General features: G+C 64.0%; 21 protein-coding genes. 8 read left to right on the forward strand and 13 right to left on the reverse strand.

From position 1 onward, the window contains the following. Window positions 1–21 precede the first annotated feature (21 nt). From ACQ4WZ_RS00575 to ACQ4WZ_RS00605, 7 genes are all read right to left on the reverse strand, one after another. Window positions 22–756 (reverse strand): 2OG-Fe dioxygenase family protein, encoded by a 735-nt coding sequence (locus ACQ4WZ_RS00575; RefSeq protein ID WP_436572328.1) that lies wholly within the window; start codon window positions 754–756, stop codon window positions 22–24. A gap of 105 nt (window positions 757–861) precedes the next feature. Continuing rightward, entirely contained in the window at window positions 862–2,895 is a 2,034-nt protein-coding gene (locus ACQ4WZ_RS00580; RefSeq protein ID WP_436572329.1) for a TonB-dependent receptor, read from the reverse strand. A 43-nt stretch (window positions 2,896–2,938) separates the two neighbouring features. Beyond that, the gene (locus ACQ4WZ_RS00585) at window positions 2,939–3,424 is read right to left on the reverse strand and encodes a DUF6702 family protein (RefSeq protein ID WP_166674700.1); all 486 of its coding nucleotides are present in this window, start codon (window positions 3,422–3,424) and stop codon (window positions 2,939–2,941) included. Continuing rightward, entirely contained in the window at window positions 3,424–5,799 is a 2,376-nt protein-coding gene (locus ACQ4WZ_RS00590) for a M1 family metallopeptidase (RefSeq protein ID WP_436572330.1), read from the reverse strand. The genes ACQ4WZ_RS00585 and ACQ4WZ_RS00590 overlap by 1 nt, the downstream gene beginning before the upstream one ends. Before the next feature lie 165 nt (window positions 5,800–5,964). After that, window positions 5,965–6,426, reverse strand: a complete 462-nt coding sequence (locus tag ACQ4WZ_RS00595; protein WP_436572331.1) for a MarR family winged helix-turn-helix transcriptional regulator — start codon at window positions 6,424–6,426, stop codon at window positions 5,965–5,967. A gap of 78 nt (window positions 6,427–6,504) precedes the next feature. Further along, a complete protein-coding gene (locus ACQ4WZ_RS00600; protein WP_101482557.1) occupies window positions 6,505–7,323 on the reverse strand; it encodes a sugar phosphate isomerase/epimerase family protein in 819 nt (272 codons plus the stop codon). Beyond that, window positions 7,323–8,162, reverse strand: coding sequence for a phytanoyl-CoA dioxygenase family protein (locus ACQ4WZ_RS00605; RefSeq protein WP_101482556.1), 840 nt, complete (start codon window positions 8,160–8,162; stop codon window positions 7,323–7,325). The genes ACQ4WZ_RS00600 and ACQ4WZ_RS00605 overlap by 1 nt, the downstream gene beginning before the upstream one ends. Window positions 8,163–8,271: 109 nt before the next feature. Between ACQ4WZ_RS00605 and ACQ4WZ_RS00610 the strand changes: the two genes are divergently transcribed. Further along, window positions 8,272–9,231 (forward strand): LysR family transcriptional regulator, encoded by a 960-nt coding sequence (locus ACQ4WZ_RS00610; protein WP_436572332.1) that lies wholly within the window; start codon window positions 8,272–8,274, stop codon window positions 9,229–9,231. On the opposite strand, the gene ACQ4WZ_RS00615 is transcribed toward ACQ4WZ_RS00610, so the two are convergent. After that, entirely contained in the window at window positions 9,224–10,294 is a 1,071-nt protein-coding gene (locus ACQ4WZ_RS00615) for a M29 family metallopeptidase (protein ID WP_436572333.1), read from the reverse strand. The two genes, ACQ4WZ_RS00610 and ACQ4WZ_RS00615, sit on opposite strands and share 8 nt — an antisense overlap. Window positions 10,295–10,575: 281 nt before the next feature. On the opposite strand from ACQ4WZ_RS00615, the gene ACQ4WZ_RS00620 reads away from it, so the two are divergent. Continuing rightward, on the forward strand, window positions 10,576–10,995 hold the full coding sequence (locus tag ACQ4WZ_RS00620; protein WP_101482553.1) for a hypothetical protein: 420 nt from the start codon (window positions 10,576–10,578) through the stop codon (window positions 10,993–10,995). Window positions 10,996–11,232: 237 nt separating this feature from the next. Beyond that, on the forward strand, window positions 11,233–12,174 hold the full coding sequence (locus ACQ4WZ_RS00625) for an HlyD family secretion protein (protein WP_436572334.1): 942 nt from the start codon (window positions 11,233–11,235) through the stop codon (window positions 12,172–12,174). A 67-nt stretch (window positions 12,175–12,241) separates the two neighbouring features. On the opposite strand, the gene acpA is transcribed toward ACQ4WZ_RS00625, so the two are convergent. Then, on the reverse strand, window positions 12,242–14,386 hold the full coding sequence (gene acpA / locus ACQ4WZ_RS00630; RefSeq protein WP_101484704.1) for an acid phosphatase: 2,145 nt from the start codon (window positions 14,384–14,386) through the stop codon (window positions 12,242–12,244). 166 nt (window positions 14,387–14,552) lie between these two features. On the opposite strand from acpA, the gene ACQ4WZ_RS00635 reads away from it, so the two are divergent. Next, the gene (locus tag ACQ4WZ_RS00635; protein ID WP_436573843.1) at window positions 14,553–15,824 is read left to right on the forward strand and encodes a cytochrome-c peroxidase; all 1,272 of its coding nucleotides are present in this window, start codon (window positions 14,553–14,555) and stop codon (window positions 15,822–15,824) included. 137 nt (window positions 15,825–15,961) lie between these two features. Further along, on the forward strand, window positions 15,962–16,291 hold the full coding sequence (locus ACQ4WZ_RS00640; RefSeq protein WP_077408123.1) for a hypothetical protein: 330 nt from the start codon (window positions 15,962–15,964) through the stop codon (window positions 16,289–16,291). Window positions 16,292–16,336: 45 nt separating this feature from the next. On the opposite strand, the gene ACQ4WZ_RS00645 is transcribed toward ACQ4WZ_RS00640, so the two are convergent. From ACQ4WZ_RS00645 to ACQ4WZ_RS00660, 4 genes are all read right to left on the reverse strand, one after another. Then, window positions 16,337–18,418, reverse strand: a complete 2,082-nt coding sequence (locus ACQ4WZ_RS00645; RefSeq protein ID WP_436572335.1) for a sensor domain-containing diguanylate cyclase — start codon at window positions 18,416–18,418, stop codon at window positions 16,337–16,339. 174 nt (window positions 18,419–18,592) lie between these two features. After that, the gene (locus ACQ4WZ_RS00650) at window positions 18,593–20,404 is read right to left on the reverse strand and encodes an ABC transporter ATP-binding protein (RefSeq protein WP_436572336.1); all 1,812 of its coding nucleotides are present in this window, start codon (window positions 20,402–20,404) and stop codon (window positions 18,593–18,595) included. Then, on the reverse strand, window positions 20,394–22,145 hold the full coding sequence (locus tag ACQ4WZ_RS00655) for an ATP-binding cassette domain-containing protein (RefSeq protein ID WP_101482550.1): 1,752 nt from the start codon (window positions 22,143–22,145) through the stop codon (window positions 20,394–20,396). The genes ACQ4WZ_RS00650 and ACQ4WZ_RS00655 overlap by 11 nt, the downstream gene beginning before the upstream one ends. Window positions 22,146–22,310: 165 nt before the next feature. Further along, entirely contained in the window at window positions 22,311–23,195 is an 885-nt protein-coding gene (locus ACQ4WZ_RS00660) for a phasin family protein (RefSeq protein ID WP_436572337.1), read from the reverse strand. A gap of 384 nt (window positions 23,196–23,579) precedes the next feature. Here ACQ4WZ_RS00660 and ACQ4WZ_RS00665 point away from each other — a divergent pair, with 384 nt between their 5' ends. From ACQ4WZ_RS00665 to ACQ4WZ_RS00675, 3 genes are read left to right on the forward strand one after another with little or no spacing between them, the layout of a single operon-like run. Beyond that, entirely contained in the window at window positions 23,580–24,854 is a 1,275-nt protein-coding gene (locus ACQ4WZ_RS00665) for an amidohydrolase family protein (RefSeq protein ID WP_101482548.1), read from the forward strand. A 36-nt stretch (window positions 24,855–24,890) separates the two neighbouring features. Further along, a complete protein-coding gene (locus ACQ4WZ_RS00670; protein WP_133989570.1) occupies window positions 24,891–25,409 on the forward strand; it encodes a GNAT family N-acetyltransferase in 519 nt (172 codons plus the stop codon). Continuing rightward, window positions 25,406–25,948 (forward strand): GNAT family N-acetyltransferase, encoded by a 543-nt coding sequence (locus ACQ4WZ_RS00675; protein ID WP_436572338.1) that lies wholly within the window; start codon window positions 25,406–25,408, stop codon window positions 25,946–25,948. The genes ACQ4WZ_RS00670 and ACQ4WZ_RS00675 overlap by 4 nt, the downstream gene beginning before the upstream one ends. The last annotated feature ends 43 nt before the right edge of the window (window positions 25,949–25,991 follow it).

Below are 25,991 nucleotides of genomic sequence, written 5' to 3' on the forward strand. Positions count from 1 at the left end.
AGGGAATGCTGTGGCCAACGCTTAATTCTCGCCCTGGAACTGGCCAGCGCGATATGTCAGTACCAGCGTATCGCGGTGGCCATGCCCGCCGATGGGCTGGATCGGCGTCGATTCGTGGATGACAGACGCATCGTCGAGCAGCAGCAGAGACCACGGCTCCGTCAGGGTAAAGCGCTTGCCGTTCGGACCATTGGCTTCGAAGATGCGCGTCTCGCCGCCCTTGACCTGTTCGCGCCCGATCAGCAGCACGGCGACGAAATCGACGCCGTCGCGGTGCGCACCTTCCGGCGTGGGGCGGCCGATGCCATCGGTCGTATCGATGCGGAACTGGTGCGCCTCGATGAACCACGGCTGGCTGCCCTTGACCTGCGAGCAGGCGTCACCGAGCGCGCGGATCAGCTGCTGCCAGGCTGGCTGTGCGACGATGGCCGGCTCGATCGGCTCGAACAGGCGGTGCATGCCGCCGTGCAGGGCGTTGTATTCGACCGGTTGCCAGTGCGGGCGGTGCGCCGTCTGCGTCAGGCGCGCGCCATCCTGCACGAAGCACGAGTGGCGCCGGCGGCGATAGCGGCCGCCATCTTTCAGGTAATTGTCCAGCGCCAGCGTGTTCCAGCTGGGTTCGAGCGCGCGCAGCGCGGCTAGCGGGCAGCCGGCCAGCGCCGCCACGTCCTGCGGGCGCAGGACGGCATAGCCGTCATCGCGCAAGGCGTCCTTGAGATGGGACGGGTCGGTAAAGATCGGTGCGGAAGTGCTCATGGCGGTGCGGGCCGGAACGCGGCCTGTATCAGTTTATCCAGCCTGGCATTCTACGACTTCGCGGCGACTCCTGTGTTATGTCCGCCAGGAATTATGCTTGTTGCGTTAAAAATTCTTTACCAGGGTCAGGCGCAGCGAGCGCGATTCCACCGGATGGAAGTGGATATCGTCGACCGGCTGCGCTTCGCCTGGCAGGCGCGAGGCATAGTAGTAATCGATGGCCGAGTCGCGCCGGTTGGCCAGGTTGTAGCCTTCGAGCTCCACGCGCAAGGTCTTGTCGATCTGGTAGGCGACGCGCCCGTTCAAGCCCACGCTGGCTGCGGAGCGCACGCTGTTATCTTCGATCAGGGGCCGCGGGCCGAAGTAGCGCAGGCGCAAAGAGCCCGACCATGGCCCTGGCGGCGTCACCGTCATGGCCAGCTGGGCCACACCTTCGATGGCGCCCGGGATGAAGTCGCCCGCCGGGTCGCTGCCGCGCGAGCGTGCCCGCGCATATGCCAGGTCCAGGTCCAGCGACAGCCAGCTGGCCGCCTTGTAGTAGCTGGAAAACTCGACGCCGTAGCGCCGGCTGGGGCGGCCCGCCTCGGTGGCGCCGGCGTCGCCGATGAACAGCAGTTCGGAATCGAAGTCCAGGCGGTACAGCGACAGCGACGTTTGCAGGCCGGCGATGGCGGCACTGCGCAAGCCCAGTTCCAGCGCGCGCGAGCGCACCAAAGGCGTGACCTTGTCGGCCGCTGCACCCGTCTTCGGGTCGACCGTGATCGTCGTGCCGCGCGCGTCGTTGCTGTGAAAACCATTGCCTATGTTGACATACGCTTCCGTCTCGCGCCACGGTCCGGCGATCACGCTCAGGCTGGGGCTGAACAAATGGTCGCTGGCCGTACCCGAATTGGCTGCACGGTCGCTGCGCACGTCGAAGCGGTAGGCGTCCGCGCGCAGGCCGGCCACGCTGCGCAGCCAGCGCGACCAGCGGGTGCTGTTTTCGGCATAGACGCCGATGCTGGTTTCGACGATATGGTCTTGCCGCGTGCTAGATACGATCTGCCGCTGGCGTGTGTTGTACAGGCCATTGTAGATATTGTCGTTCTGTAGCTGCAGACCGATGGTGGTGTCACTGCTGCCCCTGTCAGTATGGCGGTGCCAGGTGTGGCTGGCATCGAGGCCGGCGGTGACGCGCCGGTCGGGCTGGGCGAACTGGTCGCCGTTGTCGGGGTCGTCCATCGCATACGTAAAATTCGAGAACAGGGCCAGGCGGTTGGCGATGACATATGCGCTGACCTTGGACGACACGTCGTCCGTCGTCTGGCGCCAGGCGCCCGACAGGCTGTAGCGCTGCGCCTTGCCGCCGTCGCTGGCATCGATGGCGTCGAAGCGGCCCAGCGTGCCGTCCTGCACGGCGCGCAGCGGAATCTGGTCGGTGGCATGCCAGCTGGCGTCGTACGCCATGGCCGTGACGTTGAAACCGTTGTTGGCATAGCCTTCGCTGTAGCGCAGCACGCCATTGAGCTTGTGGTAGCGGTCCGGCTGCGTGAACGGCGCGTCGTTATGCTGCGCTTCGAGCGCGTACAGCAAGCTGCCGTCGCCCGCATCGAGTGTATCGGCCATCAGGGCGCGGCGAAAGCCGTTTTGTCCGACGCCCACGCTGGCGATGCCCTGCGTCAGGCGGTTCGCATAGACGACGGATGCCGCTCCGGCCGAGGAAAAATCGCCTTGCGCCGCCGAATACGGCCCCTTCTTGTAATCGAGGCGCATGGCCAGTTCGGGGATCAGGAAATTCAGGTCCGTCCAGCCCTGGCCGTGGCCATGGCTGCGCTGGTTGACGGGCATCTCGTCGACGGTGGTGCGCAAGTCCGTGCCGTGATCGAGGTTGAAGCCGCGCAGGTAGAACTGGTTGGCCTTGCCCTCGCCGCTATGCTGGCTGACGATCAGCCCCGGCACGGCTTCGAGCAATTCGCCGGGCCGGTAGCTGGTGCGCGCCGCGAGCTGCTGTTGCGTGACGCTGCCCGCGTTGGCCGAATCGGCCACGCCCAGCTGGTTCATGCGCGAACCGTCGACCAGCACGCGCTGGAAGATGTCGTCGGCGTGGGCGGCGCCTGGAAACAGGACGGCGAGGAGGAGTGGGAGATAGCGTGGCGTCATGGGTATATGGGTGTGGCGGGGAAGGGTAGTGTCCCGCCAGTGCTTAACGGATCGGCAGTTCCGTATTCTGGCTGTCGAAAATCAGCGTCTGGATCTTGCCGCTGTCCTGAACGTTGAGGGTATTTCTCTGGCTGGGGAGGAAATCGATCAGCAACTGGTTGTGGATGCGCGTGGCGGGGGCCAGGCGCGTACGTTCGATCTCCTGGAAGATCACCACGTTGTCGGCGTTGACCTTCATGCCGACCCAGTTCAGGCGCAGGCGCTTGCCATCCGGCCCCACGAGGTAGAACTGTTTTTCGACATAGCGGCGCAGCGCCGCTTCGCTGTTTTCCTGGCCCAGGTCGAACTGGCGCTGGTACAGATTCGTCAGCAGCGCTTCCACGTCATGGCCCGTGTAGGTGTGCACCACCTCCGTGCTGCCGCTGGCCGCGTTATAGCTGATGTCGGCGATACCCATGTGGAAGTTGTGGGCGCCAGCCGCCGTGCTGGCGCAGGCCAGCAGGCTTGCCGCGAACGTGCGCCAGCGCATCACGCCTCGTCGCCCTTGTCGGAGCCGCCGTTCTTGCCTTTCAACGGCGTCTTGAAGTCGCGCATCAGGTTATCCTTGGGCGATTTTTCGCTCTTGAACAGTTCCAGGCGCGAGGGCGTGATTTTTCTCGGCCAGGCATTGTTGCTGGTGTCGATATCGGCCGTTTCCCAGTACGGATCCTGCACCAGGCCCACCATCGGTTCATCGGTGATGACGACCTTGGTGATCTTTTTCGGCGAGTAGCGCCACACTTCGGCCGGCACGCGCTCGACGTACTTTTTGCCGCTTTTGAGTTCGATTTCCAGGATCAGGGGCATCACCATGCCGCCCAGGTTCGACAGGTCGACCAGGTACAGGTGCTTGCCCTGTTTCAGCAAATCCTTTTCCCACGGTTCCAGGCCAGCCAGCGCTTCGGTGTAGGCGTTGCGGTCCTTGTTGGTCACCGTGAAGTCGTCGTGCTGGTTGTAGAAATCCTTCAGTTCCGGATGCGCGTCGACGCGGCGCGGCATGCCCTTGTTGGCGCGGCTCGTAACGGACTCCGGCTGGGCGTCCTTCTGCGCCTTTTTCCAGGCTTTTTCCGTTTCCGGATTTTTGGAACTCACGCCATATTCGCTGATGCCGTCGATGCTGATGTCGACCGGATCGGTGGTATAAAACCAGCCGCGCCAGAACCAGTCCAGGTCCGTGCCGGAGGCGTCTTCCATGGTGCGGAAAAAGTCGGCGGGCGTGGGGCGCTTGAATTTCCAGCGCTGCGCGTATTCCTTGAAGGCGTAGTCGAACAATTCGCGCCCGAGGATGGTCTCGCGCAGTATATTCAGGCCCGCCGCCGGCTTGGCGTAGGCGTTGTTACCGAATTGCAGCAGCGATTCGGAGTTGGTCATGATGGGCACCTGGTCGCGGCTACGCATGTAGTCGACGATCTCGCGTGGCTCGCCGCGCGAGGCCGGGTAGTTTTCTTCCCACGCCTGCTGCGCCAGGTACTGCACGAAGGTGTTCAAGCCTTCATCCATCCAGGTCCACTGGCGCTCGTCCGAGTTGATGATCATCGGATAGTAGTTGTGGCCCACTTCGTGAATGATCACGCCGATCAGCCCATATTTGGTGCGCTTGGAGTAGGTCAGCTCGCCCGTCTTTTTGTCTTTCACCGGACGGGGGCCGTTGAACGAGATCATCGGATACTCCATGCCGCCCACGGGGCCGTTGACGGAAATGGCCGTCGGGTACGGGTAGGCTATGCTGTACTTGTTGTACTGTTCTATCGTGTGCACGATGGCTTGCGTGCTGTACTTTTCCCACAGCGGATTGCCCTCCTTCGGATAGTAGGACATGGCCATCAGCTTGCTGCCGCCCTTGTTGTAGCCCTGCGCATCCCAGATGAACTTGCGGCTCGAGGCCCAGGCGAAGTCGCGCACGTTGGACGCCTTGAAGTGCCAGGTCTTTTGCGCGCGGCTGACGGATTTTTCGGCCGCTTCGGCCTCTTTTTGCGTGACGATGATGACGGGCTTGTCGCTGCTGCGGGCTTTTTCCAGGCGCTCGCGCTGCGCGGAAGACAGCACGTCCTGCGGATTTTGCAGCTCGCCGGTGGAGGCGACGATATGGTCGGCGGGGACGGTCAGCTGCACGTCGTAGTCGCCAAACTCCAGCGTGAATTCGCCCGATCCCAGGAACTGCTTGTGCTGCCAGCCGGCCGCGTCGTAGTAGGCCGCCATGCGGGGGAACCACTGCGCCACTTCGAACAGGGCGTTCTTGTCGTCGAAGACTTCATAGCCGGCGCGTCCACCCAGCACTTTCTGTTCATTGATGCGGTAATCCCAGTCGATCTGGAAGACGAAGTCCTGGCCCGGCTTCAGGGGCTGGGGCAGGTCGATGCGCATCATCGTGCGGTTTACTACATATTTCAAGGGCTGGCCATCGGCGCCCTTCAGGGCGCGGATATTGAAGCCGCCCTGGAAGTCGCCGCGCGCCAGCATGCCGCGCAAGCCTTCGAATTTCATGGTCTCTTCGCCCGTCGTCCTGGCCCACGCCTGGCGCGATGGCGCCGTGGTCATGCGGCGCGCGTCGGAGTCCTGCTTGTAGATATTCTGGTCCAGTTGCACCCACAGGTAAGCGAGGGTGTCGGGCGACCGGTTATGGTAGGTGATGGTGCCGCTGCCGGCGATCTCGCGTTTGGCCTCATCCAGCGTGGCGCGGATGCTGTAGTCGGCGCGTTGCTGCCAGTAGGCGTGGCCTGGCGCGCCGGAAGCGGTGCGGTAGGTGTTCGGGGTGGGCAGCACCTCTTCGAGCTGGCGGAACTTGTCGTCGAATGGTTCGGCAGCGAAGGCCGACACGGTAAAGCAGAGAGCCAACGAGGCTACGGAGCCGAAAGGTAAGCGCATATTCACCCTGATGTTGTTGTAAGGAAATAGTGGCAACTATTCTATACGCAGGGTGAGGCCATCCTTGTATCGATTTGTAATAAAGAAAGGCAGATTTTGCGCCAGCTTTTGCCTGGCGCTGTGAGGGGGATGCTTTGCCTGATTTTGCTCGGAAAAGCGGGGCTTTTACTCACTTTTCATCAGGCTGTCGCGCAACTGGTTCAGTTGTTGTTTCATGTCCACAAGCTGTTCGACGCTGCAGTGGCTGGCCGCCAGGATGGCCTCGGGCAGCAGTGCCGCCTCGTGGCGCAACTGGTCGCCCTGCTGCGTGAGGGAAATGATGACCTGGCGTTCGTCGCTGGCGGCGCGCGTGCGCGTCAACAGGCCCGATTGTTCCATGCGCTTGAGCAAGGGTGTCAGGGTGGCCGAGTCGAGGAACAGGCGCTCTCCCACTTCCGACACCGTCAGGCCGTCGCGCTCCCACAGCACCATCATCACCAGGTATTGCGAATAGGTCAGGCCCAGCTTGCGCAGGAGCTTGCGGTACAGCTTGTTCATGGCAAGCGAGGTCGAGTACAGCGCAAAGCACAGCTGGCCGTCCAGGCGCGGCACCTGGTGCAAAGGGTTGGGGGCGGTGGTGGTATCCATGGGCACAGTATATATAGTGCGCTACTTAATAGCAATGCGCGGCGCCGGACCTGCGATCCGGCGCCGGATCGCGGCTACCTATCCGGCGTAGCGCGCGCGCAGCACATTGAGCATGGCGACGTTCTGTTCCCAGGCATCCGTCACGGGTTGCTGTGTCCAGGGCAGGGTTTGCGTGTACGGCGCGGGGCCGAATTCCGGCGTGAATGTCATGCGCTCGGCGCCGGCCGCGCGGCGCAGGGCGACGATGGCATCCCACCAGGCCAGGTGGGCGTCGAGCGCCGCCTTCGCTTCCGGCGCGCGGAAGTCGGCTACCTGCGGACCCTGCGCGTGGCCCACGCGCGCGTGCACATGGCGCACCAGCGGCAGCACCTGCGCCAGGGTCTGCGGCTGGTCTTCCAGCAGCGATTCGCAGGCGCAGCACCAGTGCGACAGGTCGGCCGTCAATGGCAGCGCGGGATACTGCGCCAGGTAAGGCAGCAGCAGCATCGGGTGGCCGCTGAAGCGGCTGCGATGAATTTCATGCACGATGGGCACGCCGTGCTTTGCCGAGATGGCGGCGGCCAGGTCGAGCAGTTGCGCGTTCTGCGCCTGGCTATAGTAATCCTTGCCCGTGTGCGTGTTGACCAGCACGGGCCGCGCCAGGCAGGCGTTTTCCAGCAATTCCGCCAGGGCGGCGCGGTGCAGTTCGAAGTCGCTGTGGAACACGGTTTCCCACTGCGCGGCGATCAGTTGCAGTCCAGACTTGGCGATGCGGTCCGTCCATTCCTCGCGCAGGGCCGCATCCAGCGGCAGCGACATCTCGATGCCGTCGAAGCCGGCCTCCAGTACCTTGTCGATGAAGACCTCGGGCGGCAGCTCGTTATTGCCCCAGTGGGCGGCGTAGACTTCGATGCGCATCAGACGAAGCCCCGCACGGGGAACGCTGCATCGCGCTGTATCCAGTTGTGGGCGGCATATTCCGTCTGGCCGTCGGTGGCGTGCAAAGTATAGGCGTGGCGCGAGACGGACGAGCGGTTCGGCGCGCTGTAATGGGGCAGCAAGCCGTGGAAGCAGACGAGGGCGCCCGCCTTCACTTCCAAGGGTACGGCCGTGCTGTCGTCGGGCCAGGGCATGGCGTCGAGTTTTTCCACGCGAACCTGGTCGCCGTTGCGGATGAAGCGCTCGCGCAGGGGGCCGCGGTGGCCGCCCGGTTCCGCCCACAGGCAGCCGTTGTCCAGGGTCGCGTCTTCCAGTGCGAACCAGAAGGTGGTCACGCTGATCGGCGTGGTCTCGAAATACGTGGCGTCCTGGTGCCAGCGCACTTCACCGCCGATGCCGGGCTGCTTGAAGATGTACATCGATTGCCAGACCTGCGCGTCTGCCAGGCCCAGGTCGCGCGCCACTTCGGCCAGCTTCGGGTCGCTGGAAAAGCTGCGGAAGACGGGGTCCAGGTCATGCATGGCGTGGCCGATCTTGTTGATCGACAGGGATTTGGCCTGCTTTAACTGGCCGTCCGGGCCGAAGGCCTCTTCTTCAAAGAAGCAGCGGATGGTGTTGTCGGAGGCGAGGAAATAATCGTTGGTGTTCTTGGCCTGGTCGCGCGTGGTGAAGATGGACTGGCTGACGCTGGGATCGAATTCGTTGACAATCTGCTCGGCGCGCGCGCGCAAGGCGGCGATTTCGTCCGCCCCCTTGAAGCCGGGCAGGATGATGTAACCGTCGCGTTGGTATTGTTCCTGTTGTTCAGTTGTTAGCATGGCGGCGGCTCCGGAGGTCAATGGAAAGCGTCATTGTAGGATGGGCGAGGGCGGCAGACAATCTTCCTGCGGTTGACAGATTGTCGCCAAAGCGAAGACAATCTTTGACATGGATCAACTAAAAGCAATGGAAATCTTTGTCGAGGTGGCGCGCCAGCGCAGCTTCACGCTGGCCGGGCAACGCCTGGGCCTGACGCGGGCCATGGTCAGCAAGACCATCATGCAGTTGGAGGAACGCCTGCATGCGCGCCTGCTGCACCGTTCCACGCGCGAAGTGAGCCTGACGGACGCGGGCCGCGCCTACCTGGCGCCGTGCATGGCCACCGTTAGCCAGGCGCAGGAAGCGGCGCGCATGGTGGCGCACGTGGCGCAGGCGGGAGCGGGGGCGGAGCTCGCCGGGCCACTGCGCATCCAGGCGCCATCGAGTTTCGGCAGCGCGTGGCTGGCCGATGCCGTCGCCCGTTTCAGCCTGTTGCACCCGCAGGTGCAGGCCGACTTGTTTGTCGACGATGCGCTGCTCGACCCGATACGCCATGGTTTTGACCTGACTATCCGCGTGGGCGGCATCCCGGACAGCAGCGCGCTGGCGATGCGCCCGCTGGCGCCATGCCGCGCCGTGCTGTGTGCCAGTCCCGCCTATCTGGCGCAATGGGGTGTACCGCAGACGCCGCAAGACTTGCTGCAGCATCAGTGCCTGCATTTCAGCCACCTGACCGACGGCACGAACTGGCATTTCCAGCGTGGAGCAGGGGAGCAGCGCGAGGAGGCCAGCGTGCGCGTGCAGGCGGGTTTCACGGCGAATAACGGGCTGGTGCTGCACCAGGCGGCGCAGCGGGGGCTGGGCATCGTCTACAGCACCACGTTTCTCGCCTGGCGCAATCTGCTCGATGGCAGCCTGCTGCCCGTGCTGTCCGACTGGGAGCTGCCGCTGAATCACCTGAGCGCGCTGTACCCGGCCAGCCGCCAGCCGTCGCCCAAGGTGCGCGCGCTGATCGATTTCCTGGTGGCCGAATACCAGCCCGTGCCGCCCTGGGACCGCGAGCTGGAAGCGGCTGGATTTTTCAGGTGAAAGCGACGGGTTCCACCGTCCAGGCGCCATCGGCATACACGCGTTCGTCGTCCAGGTAGACGGCTTCGGTAACGGCGAAGATATCGACGTGATAGCGCGCATCCTTGCGCTTGAACTGGGGCTTGGTATAGACGCCATGCTTGGCGCCCAGCGACAAATGGATGCCGCACATGCGTTCATACGTGCCGATGTCGTTGACCAGCTGCTCGCGCGAAAAGGCGCGGTTCATGCCGAAGCCCAGTTCGCGCACCCACACTTCGCCTTCATGGGCGCGGATGATCTCCAGCATGGCGGTAAATTCGGGCGTGGCGTGCTCGGTGCCCGTCACGCGGCCCTTTTCGATGATCAGGGTGATCGGCGTGTCGGGGCGGTTGACCATGAAGTGCGTGTCGCCAAAGACGAAGATGCGTACCCGCCCGTTCACCGCTTCCAGATCCTGCGCTTCCGTAAATACTTCGCCCAGGGGGAACTGGCCGCCGATATTGTTCATGCCGCTATAGTCGCCGATATTCAGCTTGGCCGATTCGAACGGCGAGGCGAATACCAGCTGCTCGCCGCCGCTGTCGACCATGCCGTGGCGGGCGCGGTCGATGCGCGCCTTGAGCGCATGGCCCACGCCCCGGTAGTACGCCGGGTCGTAGGCCAGCGAAGCGATGTAGTGCAGTCCCTGCACGCCGGGCATGCGTGACAGGTGCACGTGTTCGATCACTTTCAGGCCCCGCTTGAATAGCTCGATGCGGATGCGGAACGCTTCCAGGCGGAAACTGGTCGACTGGATCAGCACGACGAGGCTGCCGGCGGGCAGCTCGGCAAACGCGGCCAGCACGGCGTCGGGCGTGACCTCGTCGAAATCGATGAAGCTCGCGTCCGGCAAGGCCTGGCGATAGGCTTCCGTCAACACGACGTTGAGCCAGCTGCGCTTGTCGCAGACGATCAGGGCCGGCTCGTCCGGGCGGTGGCAGATGGCCATGGCCAGCAGGTCGGCCACGTTTTGCGCGGCCACTTCGGTGGCGGCGGCGCTGATGGCGTCGAGCCGGCTGGTGTCATTCTCGGGAAGCGTCATGGTGCGGAGGTATCTGGCGTGAAGTAATCGCAGCATTATAAAGTGATTGCCGCAGGGCATACCATTCCCCATCCGGCGGAGGCGCTGTGGCTGCCGTGCCTCTGATTGTCTTGTGTAGTGCTTTCCGGCAATGTATTATTTGATAAACAGCCTGGGAGTGGCCCGTCGCAGCGGCAAAGGCAAGCATGTGCAGGCCACGCTTTCAGTGATGCAGGGACAACAAGCCAACAGGCGATGACTAAGAGTGTGATGTGATGAGCATAATCGGACAAGATATTCCCATGGAGCGGCCGGATACGGATGGGCGCGCTGCCGTGTTCGTTCCCGTCACGGGCGTCAAGGAAGATGTCTTGCTGACCATACGCAAGGGTGCGGCGATCGTCGGCTTTGCCAATCACGACCGCACTATCACCGTGTATTTTGAAAGCAACCGCTTTGACGACCCTGTGCTGGCCAAGTGGGAGCACAAGGCGCGCAAGGCCTACGACCGCCTGGTCGACAATGCGCCCACCGTCTCGAAGCTGACCACCAGCCCTGCCAATTTCGAGCAGATCGGCTACATCAATGGCAAGGGCATCACCATCCGCCGCATGGAAAGCCTGCAGCGCTGGCTTGCTTATTCGGACGCGATGGAGACTTGTCCGGCAACGGATATCATTGCGCGCACGGTGATTGCAAAAGTTGATGCGGTCAAGGTGTAAGAGACCCTGATAAATCCCCCTGGCGTTGTTGCCTGCCCTTGGGCATTTGCTCTGCCGTTTCGGCTACTTCTTTGATATCACGATAATATTGGCTCTGTTCCCTGCTTGCCGGAGACAGAGCTTTTTTTTGATCGGTATCAAGGCAGTGGAACTCGCTGCGGGTGCGCCGTTGCGGTACGCGCGTAAGGTAATATTGCGGCAGAACGCAGTGGAATGACTCCAGGAAAAGGTTGGAATGTGCTTGAAACAGTGAATGATGTTTGCATCAATGCCGCTTGCGGCCGGAGCTTGCCGCTGCGCGTGGTGCATTGCCCGTTTTGCGGCGCGCGCCAGGTGGCTGCAGCGCCTGTTCTGGAGAAAGTGCCAGCGCCGCCGCCGGTGCCGCGCATGCCGCCGCCGGTGCCCGTTGCCCCGCCCATTCCTATTCCGCAAGCAGCGCCGCAACCCGCGCCGCAGCCTGCTCCCGCTCCCAAGCCCGTCCCGCCACCGGCTGCCGCAGCAGCGCCAGCGCCAGCCAAGGTGCCGCCCGCGAAACCGGCCGCCAGGGGTTCGGTGCCACCACCGCGCCCGCCCGTGCGCTTGCGCACGTGGATCGCCGCGGCCGTGGTGCTGACCGGTATCTGGTTCTTCAACAAGCCCGCCGACAAGCCGGCCAGCGTGGCGGAACAGGTCGAGGCTGCCACTGCGCTGGCAGCGCAGTGCGACCTGGACGGGGCGCGCAGTGCGCTGGCCGTGCTGAAAAGCGCCAAGGCGCCGGCGGCGCAGATCAAGCGCTTGCAGGCGAGCATCACCAAGTCCGCTGCCTCCTGCGACCGGCAACAGCAGCGGGCGCAGGCATGGACGGCGCTGCAAGACAGCGTCAAGCAGGCGCTTGATGCGGGCAAGCCGGAGCTCGCCGCCACGCGCCTGGCCATCTACGTGAAGCGCTGGGGCGATGATCCCGACACCCTGGAACTCGATGCCAGGGTGAAAGTGGCGCAAGCCAGCGCCCAGCTCGACCTGGCCGACGCCTGTCTGGCCAAGGGCGACCGGGTCTGCCTGGAAAACAGCCTGATCGCCGCCGAGCGCTACAAGCGGCCGGAACTGGCGGCGCGCACGCAGGCGCTGCGCGCGTCGCTGTCGCAATTGCTTGAACGCTCGCTACTCGACGCGATTCCAAGCCCTGCCCCGGACCAGTAGCACCAGCAGGAAAAACGCCCGCCGCGGCCAAGCCGGGCGGGCGTCATCTTGCCGTTTGAATCGACGCTTACTCTTGCGGCACCAGGGCCAGCGCCGCGCTGAAGTCGCCCATCGGCTTGCCGCCGTTGGCCACCAGCGCCTTGTCGCGCGTGCTCAGGCCGTCGAGCACCGGCAGGGCGAAGCGGTGCGTGATGGCGCGCAGGATGGACGCCGAATCGTATTGCGTATGATCAACCAATCCCTTTTTCACGTACGGCGAGATGAGGATGGCCGGCACGCGCGTGCCCGGACCCCAGCGGTCGCCCTTCGGCGGCGCGGCGTGATCGTAAAAGCCGCCGTTTTCATCGTAGGTGACGATGACCAGCATGTTTTTCCACTGCGGACTCTTTTTCAGCTGGGCGATGACGCCGGCGATATGCGCGTCGCCGTCGGCCACGCTGGCGTAGCCCGCATGCTGGTTCAAATTGCCCTGCGGCTTGTAGAAGGCCACGGGCGGCAGCTTGCCGGCGCTGGCATCGCTCAGGAACTGGCTGTCGAAGTCGCGCAGGTGGGCGGCGCGGTAGGCGGGCGCCTTCACCGGGTCCATGTTGGCAAAGTAATTGAACGGCTGGTGGTGGAACTGGAAGTTCGGCGGGTTCGGGAAGCTGCTGGCGCGCGCGCTGGCCGTGGCCAGGGCCGTCGTATCCTTCCAGGCGCCCGCATACCAGGCCCAGTCGATGTTCTTGCCAGATAACAAGTCGCCGATATTCGTCTGCGTCTGCGGCGGCAGGGTGTTGGCCTTGCCCGTGTCCGCATACAGCTTGCTGCTGTCGCCGGATGCGGGAGCGTTGCTGCTGGGCTGGAACGCTGGCTGCATGGTATTGACGGCGTAAAACATGCCGCTGCTGTCGGCCGGCGTCAGCGCGCCGTCGTTGGCATAGGCGGGCGCGCCGTTCAGCACGGTGGTCGGTGCCGTGGCGGATGGCGTCAGGCGCAGGAAGTTGCCCTTGGCATCGACGTCGATCTTCGCGATCGACCCTTTCGCCACCGAGGTGTCCGCGTTCGGATAGGTAGGGGCGCAGGCGCAGATCAGGTACTGGTGCGTGAGGAAGGAACCGCCGAAGGCGCCGATGAACAGATTGTCGGCCAGCGCATATTGTTTGGCGATGTCCCACAGCTGCATCTTGCTGCCGTCGTAATAGCCCATGGACAGGCCGCCCGCATCGGAATACGCGGCGAACTTGTCGTTGGCGCCGCCGTTGATCTGCATCTGGTTATTGTAGAAGCGGTGCACCAGGTCGCGCGTGATGACCGATTGCGGCAGGTACAGGGGGCTGCTGGCATCGTCGATCTGGAACGGTTTGTTGGGCAAATTGGCCGATTGCGCCTGCGTGATGACGGTGCTTTGGCCGGCCGCCGTCATGCCGCCCCAGGTGGGCGGCAGCACGGGCAGGGTGCTGCCGTCGACGTCTTTCTGCGGCACGTAGGCGGTGCTGGAGGTGGGGTTGACGCCCGGTACGCCATTCGCGCCCGGAAACAGGCCGTACAGATTGTCGAAGCCACGGTTTTCCGCGTAGATGACGACGATGGTCTGAATATTGTTCAGCGCCAGGGCGCCGTTCAGGGCGGCCAGCGCATCGGCGGGCGCCGCCTGTGTGCTGGCGCTGGCGACCAAGGCCGTCACGCTGGCGTTTTCCGCCTTGAGTTTTGTCAACTCGTCGCCGCTGGCCTTGTTGAAGTCCGACGCCAGGCCCGCTTCCGACACGCCCAGGCGCGCGGCCAGCTTGCTGCTGGCCGCCGCAAAGTCGCCGCCGTTGCCGTCCATGATTTGCGCCAGTTCCGTCGACAGGGCGCTGACGAAGGCGCTGTGCCCGGCGGGGGCGCGCAGCAGCAGCTTTTGCGTGACCTTGCTGCCCGCGTCGCCCATGGTTTCATGGCGGATCGCGTCCGTGCCGATGGTCGCCAGCACGGCGCCCTGGCCGTCGAGCGTATAGCTGCCGTCGGCGGCCGTGCGCACGGCGGCCGAGCCGCTGTCGCAGGTCAGCTTGCTCGTGCTGCTTTCCAGGCATACCTGGGCGTTTTCATAGTAGCTGCCGATGACCTGGCCCGTGACGTGGGGCGTGACGGCGTAGTTGCTGCCGCAGGCGGCCAGGCCCAGCGACAGTAGCAGCGGCAGGGGCCGTAAAGAGGGATGTAAAACGGGACGTAAAGCGGTGTTGGCGTGCAAGTTCATGTTCATGCCTTCTGGGTGGAAAACGTCGCATGCTAGGCAGGCAATATGTCAGCTGCGTGACATGTCAGCGTCTGTTACATGACGTAATGTACGGACTTGATACATGACGTTTTGCAGGGACTTGTCACGCAGTTGTCACATGCCGTTGCTACGCTGCCAGCCCATGATGAAAACGATACCTGCCCTGCTGCTCGCCATTTGCGTGCTGTCCGCCTGCCAGCCCGCGCCGCAAAAAGACGCACCCGCCGTGCACGCCGCCCACTTGGCGGGCGCGTATGCACCCACCCTGAAACGCCAGCCTTCGGTGGCGGCAATGACGGCCATGGGCCGCGCCATGTTTTTCGAGCCCAGCCTGTCCGTGTCGGGCAAGCTGGCCTGCGCCAGTTGCCACAGTCCCGAACACGCCTACGGTCCGCCGAACGCGCTGGCGGTGCAGCTGGGCGGCCCGGAACTGAAGGATGCGGGCCCGCGCGCCGCGCCGTCGCTGCGCTATCTCCAGAATGCCCCCCCGTTTACCGAGCATTACCACGACGACGATGGCGACGACAGCGTCGACGCGGGTCCCACGGGCGGGCGCAACTGGGACGGCCGCGCCCAGTCTGGCCACGAACAGGCGCTTGCGCCCCTGTTATCCAGGCGAGAGATGGGCAACCGCGATGCGGCCGCCGTGGTCGCCAAGCTGCAGGCGGGGCCGCTGGCGGCGCAGTTCCGCCAGACGTATGGCGCGGATATCTTCGAGCAGCCTGGCCAGGCGCTGCGCTGGGCGCTGATGTCGCTGGAAGTATTCCAGGAAAGCCCGTTGGACTTCTATCCGTACACCAGCAAGTACGACGCCTTCCTGCGCAAGCAGGCCAGCTTGACGCCGCAGGAAGCGCGGGGCCTGGCCCTGTTCAACGATGAACGCAAGGGCAATTGTGCGTCCTGCCACATCAGCCAGGTGAGCTCAGGCGGCGCCTTTCCCCAATTTACCGACTATGGCTTGATCAATATCGGCGTGCCGCGCAATGCCAAACTGCCGGCGAATGCGGACCCGGCGTTCTTTGACCTGGGATTGTGCGGCCCGGACCGCACCGATTTGACGGAGCACAAGGAGTATTGCGGCAGTTTCAAGACACCGTCCCTGCGCAATGTCGCCCTGCGCAAGGTGTTCTTCCACAACGGCAGCTTTGACAGCCTGGAGCAGGTGTTGCGTTTTTACGTGCAGCGCGACACGGCGCCACAAAAATGGTATCCGAAAGACAGCAGTGGCAAGGTGCACAAGTACAACGATCTGCCGCCCGGCCTGGCAGCGAATGTGAATGTGGAAGCGCCGTTCGACCGCCAGCCGGGCCAGGCGCCCGCCCTGAACGAAGGGGAGATCGCCGACGTGATTGTTTTCCTGCATACCTTGACCGATGGCTATACGCTGCCGCGCCCGGCGCAGGGAAAGAGTGGCTGAGAGATATCAAGATACCATTGCTTACAACTACGCCACAAAAGCATGTTTTTATGTGCGTTAGCGCACGCTAGAAAATTTTAGGCAGGTGTATATTGCGAACTGATCTGTGTCTTTTGATAACAATGAAAGGGAATATCATGAAAGTAAGCAAAAATTGGATGACCGTGTGCGCCGCCGGGATGATGGTCGTGGCATTGGCTGCCTGCCAGAAGAAGAGCGATGTTGCCGCCGGTCCTGCGGAACAGGCTGGCCAAAAGATCGATGCGGCCGCTGCCAAGGCTGAAGCCGACATCAAGGCCGCCGCTACCAAGGCTGACGCCGCCGTGAGCCAGGCCGCTGCCGACACGGGCGCCAAGATGGACCAGGTCGCCGCTGACGCCGACAAGAAAATGAGCGAAGCGGCCGATGCCGTTGGCAAGAAAGTGGAAAAAGCCGGTGAAAAGATGCAGGACGCCGCGCACAAGTAATCGCGCCAGGTCCGGCCAGCGCCGGCCCGGTCCCCGCGGCTGTCGTCAGGTGATGGCAGCTGCGGCCACGCCATCGCTGGCGCCAGCTGGCCTGCCATGCGCCGTTGTTCCCGTACTTGTACTATCCATCCCGTCCGTTCCCCCCAGCACCACGCTCAAATCCACATAGCCGTCGCGCCACGCGCGTTCCAGGTCTTGCTCCACCGCTTCCAGGGTCGTTCTTTCCACCTGCCGGAAACCGCGCAAGCCATACGCCCGGTTGCGCCCGTGCGCCTTGGCCAGGTACAGCGCCATGTCGATCAGGTTGACACTGCGTTCCCACGTGAGTGGTCTTCCCAGCGGCGCCAGCGGATAGGGCGCAAAGCCCACGGACACGTGCACCTGGATGGCCTGTCCCTGGTAATGGATGACCTGTGCCGCCATGCCGTTGAGGATGCGCCGCGCGATATCGTCGAGTCCGTCGCGCGAGACGGCTGGCAGGAAGGCGAGGAATTCCTCGCCGCCCCAGCGCACGATCATGTCCGTTTCGCGCAACACGTCGTGCAAGGTTTCGGCGATCGTCGTCAGCACCAGGTCGCCCGCTGCGTGGCCGTAACGGTCGTTGATGTGCTTGAAATGGTCGACATCGAGCAGGAACAGCGCGCCCACGACATCGGCGTCGCCATAGGCAGGCAGCGGCTTGCCCGCATGGCTGCGCATGAATTCCTGGAAATGGCGGCGGTTGTACAAGGCCGTCAGCGGGTCGCGCGAGCTCTGGCGCTTGAGTTCCTGGTTCTTGACGTTCAGCTGCACGTTCGCGTGGCGCACCTTGCGGTACAGCAAGCCGACGATGACGGACGCCATGGCCAGCACCAGCGCCAGCAGCCACCATACGCGCTGCTGTAGGCGGCGGTTGTCGATCTCGGTGCTCTTGAGCTGGTTCTCGCGGCTGAGCAGTTCGATCTGGCGCTGTTTCTTTTCCGCCTCATATTTTTCTTGCAATTCGTACACGGCTTTTTGCCGCTGCTTCTCGAACAGCAGGTTGGAAATGCCCCGCTCGCGGTGATACGCCGTGACGGCGCCCCGCATGTCACCGGCCTTTTCCAGCGCCATGCCGTATTCCAGCAGCACGGCCTGCATGTCCGGCTGGTTGGCCGTGCGTTCGTAGTAGGCCAGACCCGTGGCCACGCTTTGCTTGCCTTCCTGCAAGCGTCCCTGGCCAATCAGGGCCTGGCCGATGTTCAGGCGCGCCGTCGCCTCCACCTGTTCATTGTTGACCAGGCGCCCCGCCGTGATGGCTTCATACGCATAGCGCAGGGCGCGCGCGTAGTCGCCTTCTTTCAGGTAGCTGTCCGACAGGTTGACGAGGGTAACGGCCACCATGCCGCTGGCGCCCAGCTGGCGTTCCAGCGCCAGGGCCGCCAGCAGGGCGCGCTGGCCCCGTTGCGGCTGCCGCGCGTCGAGCGCCAGCCCGTATTCCGTATTTTTCGCCTGCGCCATGCGGCCCGGCGATTCGAGGGTGCTTGATACGGCCAGCAGCTCGTCGAGCACTTCGAAGCCTTTGTCGTACTCGCGCATCTGCGTGTACAGCAGGGTGAGGGCATTCAGGGCGGCGGCCAGGCTGGAGGGAGAATTGCTCTGGCGCGCCAGGTCCACGGCTGCCTGCAGTTTGGCCAGCGCAAAAGGGAAATTGCCTTCCTCTGCCCACGATTGCCCCGCGCTGATGGTGGCCTGCACGCGTACGGGCAGGTCGTCCGTGCGGTTGGCGATCTTTTCCGCTTCGAAGGCCAGCAGGTGCGAGGCGCGGCGTTCGTTCAGGGCAAACGTGATGTAGGCCTTGCTGAGTATGCCCTTGGCCAGCGCCACGTCGTTCTTGTTCTGGCGGGCGTAGGCGATCAGCTCCTCGGCCAGCTGCATGGCGAGGTCATTCTGCCCCAGGCGCATGCGCACGGTGCTCAGTTGGGTAAGGAATTCCGCGCGCACTGGCAGGGGCGCGCTGCGCGCCTGCGTTTCCACCTCTTGCAGGCGCTGCAGGGCGCGCGTGGGCACGAAGCGGCCATCTTCGCGCACGGCGGCAATATGCTGCTCAAGGTTGCCGACATGGACTTGGACCTGGGCCTGGGCGGCAGGCGCCAGCAGGCAGGCCAATACCAGCAGCCAATGCGCTTTTCGCCACGATGCCCGTCTCTGTCTGCCTGCCAACGCCCCGTCCCCCCACAATGAACTACTCTTCGCAACGATTATATTCTGTTGCAGTCAAGAAATATCATGCGGGGCGCAGAAATGTGCGGAAGTGCACACGGCGGGCATGGACAACACACCCTATTGCGCCAGCTGCTGCAGCAGATACAGGCGCTGGTACAAGCCGCCATCGATCTGCATCAAGGCCTCGTGCGGCCCCGCTTCCGTGATGCGGCCATGGTTGAGTACGATGATCCGGTCGGCCTCGCGGATGGTCGACAGGCGGTGGGCGATGGCGATGATGGTGACCTTGCCGCGCAATTCATTCAGGGCCAGCTGCACGATCTGTTCCGTCTGGCTATCGATGCGCGACGTCGCTTCGTCCAGCAGCAGGATGCGCGGCTGGCCGGCCAGCGCGCGGGCAATCGCGATCAGCTGCTTCTGCCCCGACGACAGGCGCGAGCCGCCTTCGCCCAGCGGCGTATCGTAGCCGTGTTCCAGCGCGGCGATGAAGTCGTGCGCATGCGCGGCGCGCGCCGCCGTTTCGATCTGCGCCTGCGTGTAGCCGCGCCCCATGTCGATGTTTTCGCGCGCCGAAGCGGCCAGCAGGAAGGGATCTTGCGGCACCAGGCCCACGTCGGCTCGGAAATGCTCGTTGTCGATGCTGTCGAGGGCGACGCCATTGATGGCGATGCTGCCCTGCGTGACGGGGTAAAAGCGCAGCAGCAGTGACAGCAAAGTCGACTTGCCGCTGCCCGTGTGGCCGACGATGCCGAAGAAAGCGCCTTGCGGTATGCTCAGCGACAGGTCGTGCAGCACGGGCTGGTTTTCCACGTAGGCGAAGGTCAGGTTCTTGATGTCGACGGCGGGCAGGTCGATGTCCGCTTTCGTCTGCCGCAGGGCCGGTGTTTCCCTTCCCTGTGCATGTTCGAGCGCCTGCGTTTCATCCAGCAGGGCCGAGACGCGCGCCGTGGCCACCACCGACTGCTGCAACTGGCTGAACTGCATGGTGATCTGGATCAAGGGCTCGATCACGCGCGCGATGTAGCTGATGAACGCATACAGCACGCCCACTTCCACGGCGCCCATCTCGCGCCGGCCGAAGCTGAAGATGACCACGGCCAGCAGCACGATGTTGAGCATGTCGAGCGCGGGGCGCAGCAGCCAGGCGTTGGCGCGCAATTCCTGCATGCGTGCCGTGTAGTGGTCCTGGTTGATGCCCGTGAAGCGTGTGCCGAAGCGGCGTTCCGCATTATTCGCCTGCAGTACGCTCATGCCGCCGATCGATTCGGCGATCTGCCCATTGATCTCGCTGCGCAGGGCGCGCGCGCGCGTGACGGCGGGCGCGCTCCAGCGCTGGTACAGGAAGACGATGACCAGCACGGCCGGCAGCAGGGCCAGCACGATCAGCATCAAGCGCCAGTCGAGGAAGGCCATGGCAGCCATGGTGCCGACCAGGACGATGGAGCTGTCGAGGATGACGAACAGCACCTGCACGTACAGCGATTTCACCGCCTCCGTGTCATTCGTGACGCGGCTGACCAGCTGGCCCGTGATGGCGCGGTCGAAGAAGGCCATGGGCAGGCGCAGCACGTGCTGGTAGACGGTTTCGCGCAGGCGCTGCACCGAGCGCATGGCCAGGCCGGACAGGCGCACCAGCTGCAGGTAGCGCAGGCCGGAGGCGACCCAGCCCGTCAGCAGGCAGCCGCCCAGCAGCAGCGCCATGCGCGTCCAGTCCAGGTGGCGCGGCAGCAGATGCTGGTCAATCAGGGCCTTGCCCAGGATGGGGCCCGTCACTTCCAGCGCGGCGGCGAGGATCAGCCAGAACGTGGCCCAGTACAAATGGCGCAGGTCGGGCGCGGCGGCGCGGCGCAGCAGGCCGATGGCTTGCACGGCCTGGCGGCGCACGGATTGCGTGGCGGTGGTGGTGGCTTGGTCGGTCTTAGATGGCATCGAGGCTGGCCTCCAGTTGTTGATAGCGCCACTGGCTGGCATACCAGCCGTCGCGCTGCATCAGCGCGTCGTGGTTGCCCGTTTCCGTGACGTGGCCATCGCGCAGCACCAGGATCAGGTCCGCGTTGACGACGGCGCTCAGCCGGTGGCTGGCGATGATGGCGCTGCGCTCGGGGCGGCGCGCGCGCAGTTCTTCCAGATGCTGCAGGATGCGCGTTTCCGTGCCCGTGTCGACGGCGGACAGGGCATCGTCGAGCAGCAGCAAGCCGTTGTCGGCCAGCAGGGCCCGGGCAATCGCCACGCGCTGGCGCTGGCCGCCGGACAGGGTAATGCCTTTCTCGCCCACGTGCGTCTGATAGCCATCGGGGAATTGCAAAATATCGGCATGGATGTCGGCCAGCTGCGCCGCCCGTTCCACTTCCTCGCGCGTGGCGCCGGGGCGGGCCAGGGCGATATTGTCGGCGATGGTGGCGGAGAACAGGAACGATTCCTGCGGCACCCAGCTGATGGCCGCGCGCAACGCATGCAAGGTGTAGGCGTCCAGCGGCTGGCCATTCCACGTGGCCGTGCCCGCTTGCGGCGTCACCTGGCGCAGCAGCACGCGCAGCAGGGTCGACTTGCCGCTGCCCGTGGGGCCAACCAGGCCCAGGGTCTGGCCCGGCTGCAAACGCAGCGAGATGCCGGAGAGCGCAGGCGCAGTCTGGCCCGCGTAGGCGAAGCCGATGTCCGTCAGCTGCAGTGGGCCGGGCGTGAGGGTGGCGATGCTGCCATGGTCGTCGATGGCCAGCGGCGCGTCGAGCATGGGCTGCAAGCGCTGCCAGGCGGCGCGGCCCCGTTCGATCAGGGAGAGCACCCAGCCGGCGGCGAACATGGGCCAGATCAACTGGCCCAGGTACATGGAAAAGCTCGTCAGCGCACCGATGGTCAGCTGGTCTTGCCACACGAGGTAGCCGCCCAGGCCCAGAGTCAGCGCCGTGGCGGCCGTCAGGGTCAGGCCGACGGCCGGTTCATATGCCGCTTCCCAGCGCTGCGCCGTCAGGCTGGCGTTGGCTGCATGGCCGGCCAGGGTGGAGAACTGCTTGCTGCTGCGCTCTTCCAGGCCCAGCGCGCGCAGGGTGCGCACGCCCGACAGCGATTCCTGCACATGGTCGTTCAGCGCGGAAAAGCGCTGTAATGAATCCGTGGACGCCGTGTGGATATGGCTGGAAATGCGCCAGAAGGCCAGTCCCATCAGGGGGAAGGGCAAGAGGGCGATGCAGGCCAGGCGCCAGTCCACGCCCAGCAGCATGACGCCCAGCACCATCAGCAAGGTCAAGGTGCCGTCGAAGCCGGCCAGCATGGCTTCACCGGCGGCCATTTCGATGGCGTCGATGTCGTTCGTCGCCAGCGCCATCAGGTCGCCCGTGCGCTGGTTCTGGTAGAACGCCGCGCCCTGCTGCGACATGCGCGTGTAGAAGCGCGTACGCAGCATCACGCCCAGCTGGTAGGCCGCCTTGAACAGGGTGATGCGCCAGCCCACGCGCAGGAAGTAGATGACGACGCCCACGGCGAGCAGGGTCAGCAGCTCAAGCCACAGTTCGTTCGTCGTCATGCGGTGTGCGGCCAGCGCGTCGATGATGGCGCCCACGCGGCGGGGGATCCAGACGGTCAGTGTTGCCACGCCGGTCAGCATGACGGCGGCAGCGGCATACGCCGGCCAATGCTGACGCACGAAGCCGGCGATGAGCCTCGATAAACTCATGGTTACCTTTTGTTTTTAGTAATGGGGTGTCGCGGGGCGGAAGGACGGGCACGCGGACGGAAAGTACGCGTAGGATACAACAAGGCGGAAAAGCGCGCTGTGGACGGGCACGCAAAAAACGGGCCGTAGCCCGTTGTTTTGCTGCGTCACTGCCTTGCGCGAGACTTACTTGCGGCCGCTGCCTTTGCCGCCGCGCAGCATATCGAGCTGTTTCGATGGCATGCCCTTGGGTGCAACCTTGGCCAACGGCTTGGCGGCTGGCTTGACGGCTACTTGGGCCACAGTCTTGCCGGCGGCGCTGGCCGGTTTGGCGACCGGTTTGCTCGATGGAAATGGTTTGGCAGCCGGCTTGGCCGGGGCGGGGGCGGCGGCCTTCGCTGGCGCGGCGGCAGGCGCCGGTGCGGGCTTGGCCGTTTCAGGCTTGGCCGCTGGCTTGGCTTCGACCGCTTTAACTGCGGGTTTGTCGGCAACCTTCTCGGCAACCTTCTCGGCAACTTTTGCAGGCGCTGCCGCTGGCTTGGCTGCTGGCGCAGCAACAGCGGCGGGGGCGGGCACTACCTTGGCGGCAGGCTTGGCTACTTCGGCAGGCTTGGCGGCAACGGGCGCAGGTGCCGCTGCTGGCGCAGGTGCAGGCGCTGGTGCAGGGACAGCAACGGGGGCGGCGACGGCCAGCGCCGGCTTGGCCGCTGGCGGGGCTGGAATGGCTGCAGGCGCGGCCGCATCGAGGCGGGCTTTGGCCGAGGCCAGCAATTCAGCCTGGGTGCTCGAGGCGATGCCGAACAGCTGGCGGCTGTAGGCCAGCAGGCTGGCGATATTCGGTTGCGCCTGGCTGGTGCTGTAGCTGAAGAAGTCGCGCGGGTCTTGCGTTTCCAGCAGGTGCTGGGCCGTTTCCGCCGTGTGCGACAGGGCGGCCTTGCCTGCGTTCAGGTTCAGGGCGATGATTTTCTCGGCACTTTCGAAGACTTTGCTGGTCACTGTGCTGAAGATTTGCAGCTGGCTTTCCAGTTGCGATTTGGCGGCGCTGGAAATTTGTTCTGGAAGCGGAAACATATTTACTCCTTTGTACGGATTAAAATGCTGGCAAAACGCTCTGCAAAATCCCGAAAACCAGAGTTGGCCGCGTTTTGTAAAGTGGGTAGCGTGCTGAGTAACTGATCAGAGCCTGATTATGATGCAACGCAATATGAATATTCTAGCGGTGATTCGAGTTAGTTGAAAGCTATTTTATTCAGCCCGTGCGGCGCATGCTTGCCCTATTCATGCGCCTGGCAGCATTTGCGGGAAGTTTGCGCATGCGCAAGGTGTTGCAAGCGAATCTATGGCTATGCTTTTGCGAGTGGCTCCGTTCGTGCACTGCAGCATTCCACAAAAGATGTATGAAATGGCAATTAATTTGAAGCACCAGGCACCGTAGTCTACCGAAGGAGTTTCCGCATGGACCTAGTCATCCGCAATGCCAGCCTGCCCGATGGGCGCCGCGCCATCGATATCGCCATCGAGGATGGCCGCATCGCCGCCGTCGGCCCCGCCTTGCCTGTGCAGGGCGCGCAGGAAATCGACGCCGCCGGCGACCTGGTCACGCCGCCGTTTGTCGATGCGCACTTTCACATGGACGCCACGCTCAGCTATGGCTTGCCGCGCGTGAACGCGTCCGGCACCCTGCTCGAAGGCATCGCCTTGTGGGGCGAGCTGAAACCGCAACTGACGCAGGACGCCCTGGTGGAGCGCGCCCTGCAGTATTGCGACTGGGCCGTGGCGCGCGGCTTGCTGGCCATCCGCTCGCACGTGGATATCTGCGACCCGCGCCTGCTGGCCGTCGAGGCGCTGCTCGACGTCAAGCGGCAAGTAGCGCCGTATCTCGATTTGCAACTGGTAGCCTTCCCGCAGGATGGCATCCTGCGCAGTCCCGGCGCCTTCGATAATTTACAACGCGCGATTGCCATGGGCGTCGACGTGGTGGGCGGTATCCCGCATTTCGAGCGCACCATGGCCGATGGCGCGGAATCCGTGCGCCTGCTGTGCGAATTCGCCTGCGAGCGGGGCCTGATGGTCGACATGCACTGCGACGAGTCGGATGACCCGCTGTCGCGCCATATCGAAACCCTGGCCTTCCACAGCCAGCGCCTTGGCATGCAGGGCAGGGTAACGGGATCGCACCTGACGTCCATGCATTCGATGGACAATTATTATGTAAGCAAGCTCCTGCCCCTGATCCGCGAGGCGGGCGTGGCGGCCATCGCCAACCCCCTCATCAACATTACCCTGCAGGCGCGCCACGATACGTATCCGAAACGGCGCGGCATGACGCGCGTGCCCGAGATGCTGGCCGCCGGCATTCCTGTCGCCTTTGGCCACGACTGCGTGATGGACCCGTGGTACAGCCTCGGTTCGGGCGACATGCTGGAAGTGGCGCACATGGGCTTGCACGTGGCGCAGATGACGGGCCAGCAAGCCATGCACGACTGCTTCCTGGCCGTGACGGAAACGCCGGCGCGCATCCTGGGGCTCGATGGTTATGGCATCGCACCCGGCTGCCATGCAGACTTGCTGATCCTCGATTGCAGCTCCACGGTGGAAGCGCTGCGCCTGCGCGCGGCGCGGCGCCTGGTGCTGCGTCGCGGGAAAATCATCAGCGAGGCGCCGCGCGCGCAATCGCGTCTGCAACTGCCGGGCCGGCCCGAAACGGTCAATTTCCGCCTGGGGCGCTGATACAATCAGCCATCACTTGTTATCGGGAGCACCGCCTTGAAAGAAATTGATATCCGTCCGGCCAACGAAGCCGATTTCGACGCCATGTGGGCCATCTTCCAGGTACTGGTGGCCGCTGGCGACACCTACACCTTCCCCGCCGACACCTCGCGCGAAGAGTGCCACGCCTACTGGTTCGGCCCCGGCGTGCAAAGCTTTGTCGCCGTGATGGGCAGCGAGCGCCTGCTGGGCATGTACAAGCTGGTGGCGAACCAGCCGGGCCATGGATCGCACGTGGCCAATGCCTCGTTCATGGTCGATCCCGCCGCGCAGGGCGTGGGCGTGGGGCGCCTGCTGGGCGTGCACTGCATGGAAGAAGCGCGCCGCGCGGGCTACCTGGCGATGCAGTTCAACTTCGTCGTCAGCACCAACCTGGCCGCCGTCACCCTGTGGAAAAAACTGGGCTTCACGGTTGTCGCCACCCTGCCGCTGGCCTACCGCCACGCGCAGCTGGGCTATGTCGACGCCTACGTGATGTACCAGCTATTGACCGACCCGATGCAGTGGCCGGCATGAGTGGCGCCACGACAGAGCCGGTCACCGTCATCGAGACACCCCGTTTGCGTCTGCGCACAGCCACCCTGGACGACGCGGCGTTCTACATGGAACTGGTCAACGACCCGTCGTGGATCGCCAACATCGGCCAGCGCAATATTCACACCGTGGAAGCGGCCAGTGCCGCGCTGGAGTCGGGACCCATGGCGCAGTTCCGCGACTATGGCTATTCGCTGTACATCCTCGAACGTCTCAGCGATGGCGCCTTGGTAGGCATGGCCGGGCTGGTTCGCCGCGACAGCCTGCCCGGCCCCGATATTGGCTATGCCGTGCGTCCCGCCTACTGGGGTCAGGGTTATGCCTGGGAGGCGGCGGCCGCCATCGTGCAGCATGCGCAGCACGTGCTGCGCCTGCCCACTCTGTACGGCATCACCTCGCTGCAGAACCAGGCCTCGATCAACTTGCTTAACAAGCTGGGGCTGCGCTTCGAGCGGTTTACGCGCCGCCAGCCGGATGGCAAGGATACGAATGTCTATCGCAGAGATTTTCGCCTGGATTGACGCGGCAAATCCGTATCGGGAAAGTGAAAAAAAGTATTTAGAA

It is taken from the genome of Janthinobacterium darwini (assembly GCF_051380905.1).
Classification (GTDB): domain Bacteria; phylum Pseudomonadota; class Gammaproteobacteria; order Burkholderiales; family Burkholderiaceae_D; genus Janthinobacterium.

Bases quoted from the DNA above. Each gene is read 5' to 3' on its own strand.
- ACQ4WZ_RS00575 (WP_436572328.1), bottom strand. From the start codon at position 756: ATGAGCACTTCCGCACCGATCTTTACCGACCCGTCCCATCTCAAGGAC.
- ACQ4WZ_RS00580 (WP_436572329.1), bottom strand. From the start codon at position 2,895: ATGACGCCACGCTATCTCCCACTCCTCCTCGCCGTCCTGTTTCCAGGC.
- ACQ4WZ_RS00585 (WP_166674700.1), bottom strand. From the start codon at position 3,424: ATGCGCTGGCGCACGTTCGCGGCAAGCCTGCTGGCCTGCGCCAGCACG.
- ACQ4WZ_RS00590 (WP_436572330.1), bottom strand. From the start codon at position 5,799: ATGCGCTTACCTTTCGGCTCCGTAGCCTCGTTGGCTCTCTGCTTTACC.
- ACQ4WZ_RS00595 (WP_436572331.1), bottom strand. From the start codon at position 6,426: ATGGATACCACCACCGCCCCCAACCCTTTGCACCAGGTGCCGCGCCTG.
- ACQ4WZ_RS00600 (WP_101482557.1), bottom strand. From the start codon at position 7,323: ATGCGCATCGAAGTCTACGCCGCCCACTGGGGCAATAACGAGCTGCCG.
- ACQ4WZ_RS00605 (WP_101482556.1), bottom strand. From the start codon at position 8,162: ATGCTAACAACTGAACAACAGGAACAATACCAACGCGACGGTTACATC.
- ACQ4WZ_RS00610 (WP_436572332.1), top strand. From the start codon at position 8,272: ATGGATCAACTAAAAGCAATGGAAATCTTTGTCGAGGTGGCGCGCCAG.
- ACQ4WZ_RS00615 (WP_436572333.1), bottom strand. From the start codon at position 10,294: ATGACGCTTCCCGAGAATGACACCAGCCGGCTCGACGCCATCAGCGCC.
- ACQ4WZ_RS00620 (WP_101482553.1), top strand. From the start codon at position 10,576: ATGGAGCGGCCGGATACGGATGGGCGCGCTGCCGTGTTCGTTCCCGTC.
- acpA (WP_101484704.1), bottom strand. From the start codon at position 14,386: ATGAACTTGCACGCCAACACCGCTTTACGTCCCGTTTTACATCCCTCT.
- ACQ4WZ_RS00635 (WP_436573843.1), top strand. From the start codon at position 14,553: ATGAAAACGATACCTGCCCTGCTGCTCGCCATTTGCGTGCTGTCCGCC.
- ACQ4WZ_RS00640 (WP_077408123.1), top strand. From the start codon at position 15,962: ATGAAAGTAAGCAAAAATTGGATGACCGTGTGCGCCGCCGGGATGATG.
- ACQ4WZ_RS00650 (WP_436572336.1), bottom strand. From the start codon at position 20,404: ATGCCATCTAAGACCGACCAAGCCACCACCACCGCCACGCAATCCGTG.
- ACQ4WZ_RS00655 (WP_101482550.1), bottom strand. From the start codon at position 22,145: ATGAGTTTATCGAGGCTCATCGCCGGCTTCGTGCGTCAGCATTGGCCG.
- ACQ4WZ_RS00660 (WP_436572337.1), bottom strand. From the start codon at position 23,195: ATGTTTCCGCTTCCAGAACAAATTTCCAGCGCCGCCAAATCGCAACTG.
- ACQ4WZ_RS00665 (WP_101482548.1), top strand. From the start codon at position 23,580: ATGGACCTAGTCATCCGCAATGCCAGCCTGCCCGATGGGCGCCGCGCC.
- ACQ4WZ_RS00675 (WP_436572338.1), top strand. From the start codon at position 25,406: ATGAGTGGCGCCACGACAGAGCCGGTCACCGTCATCGAGACACCCCGT.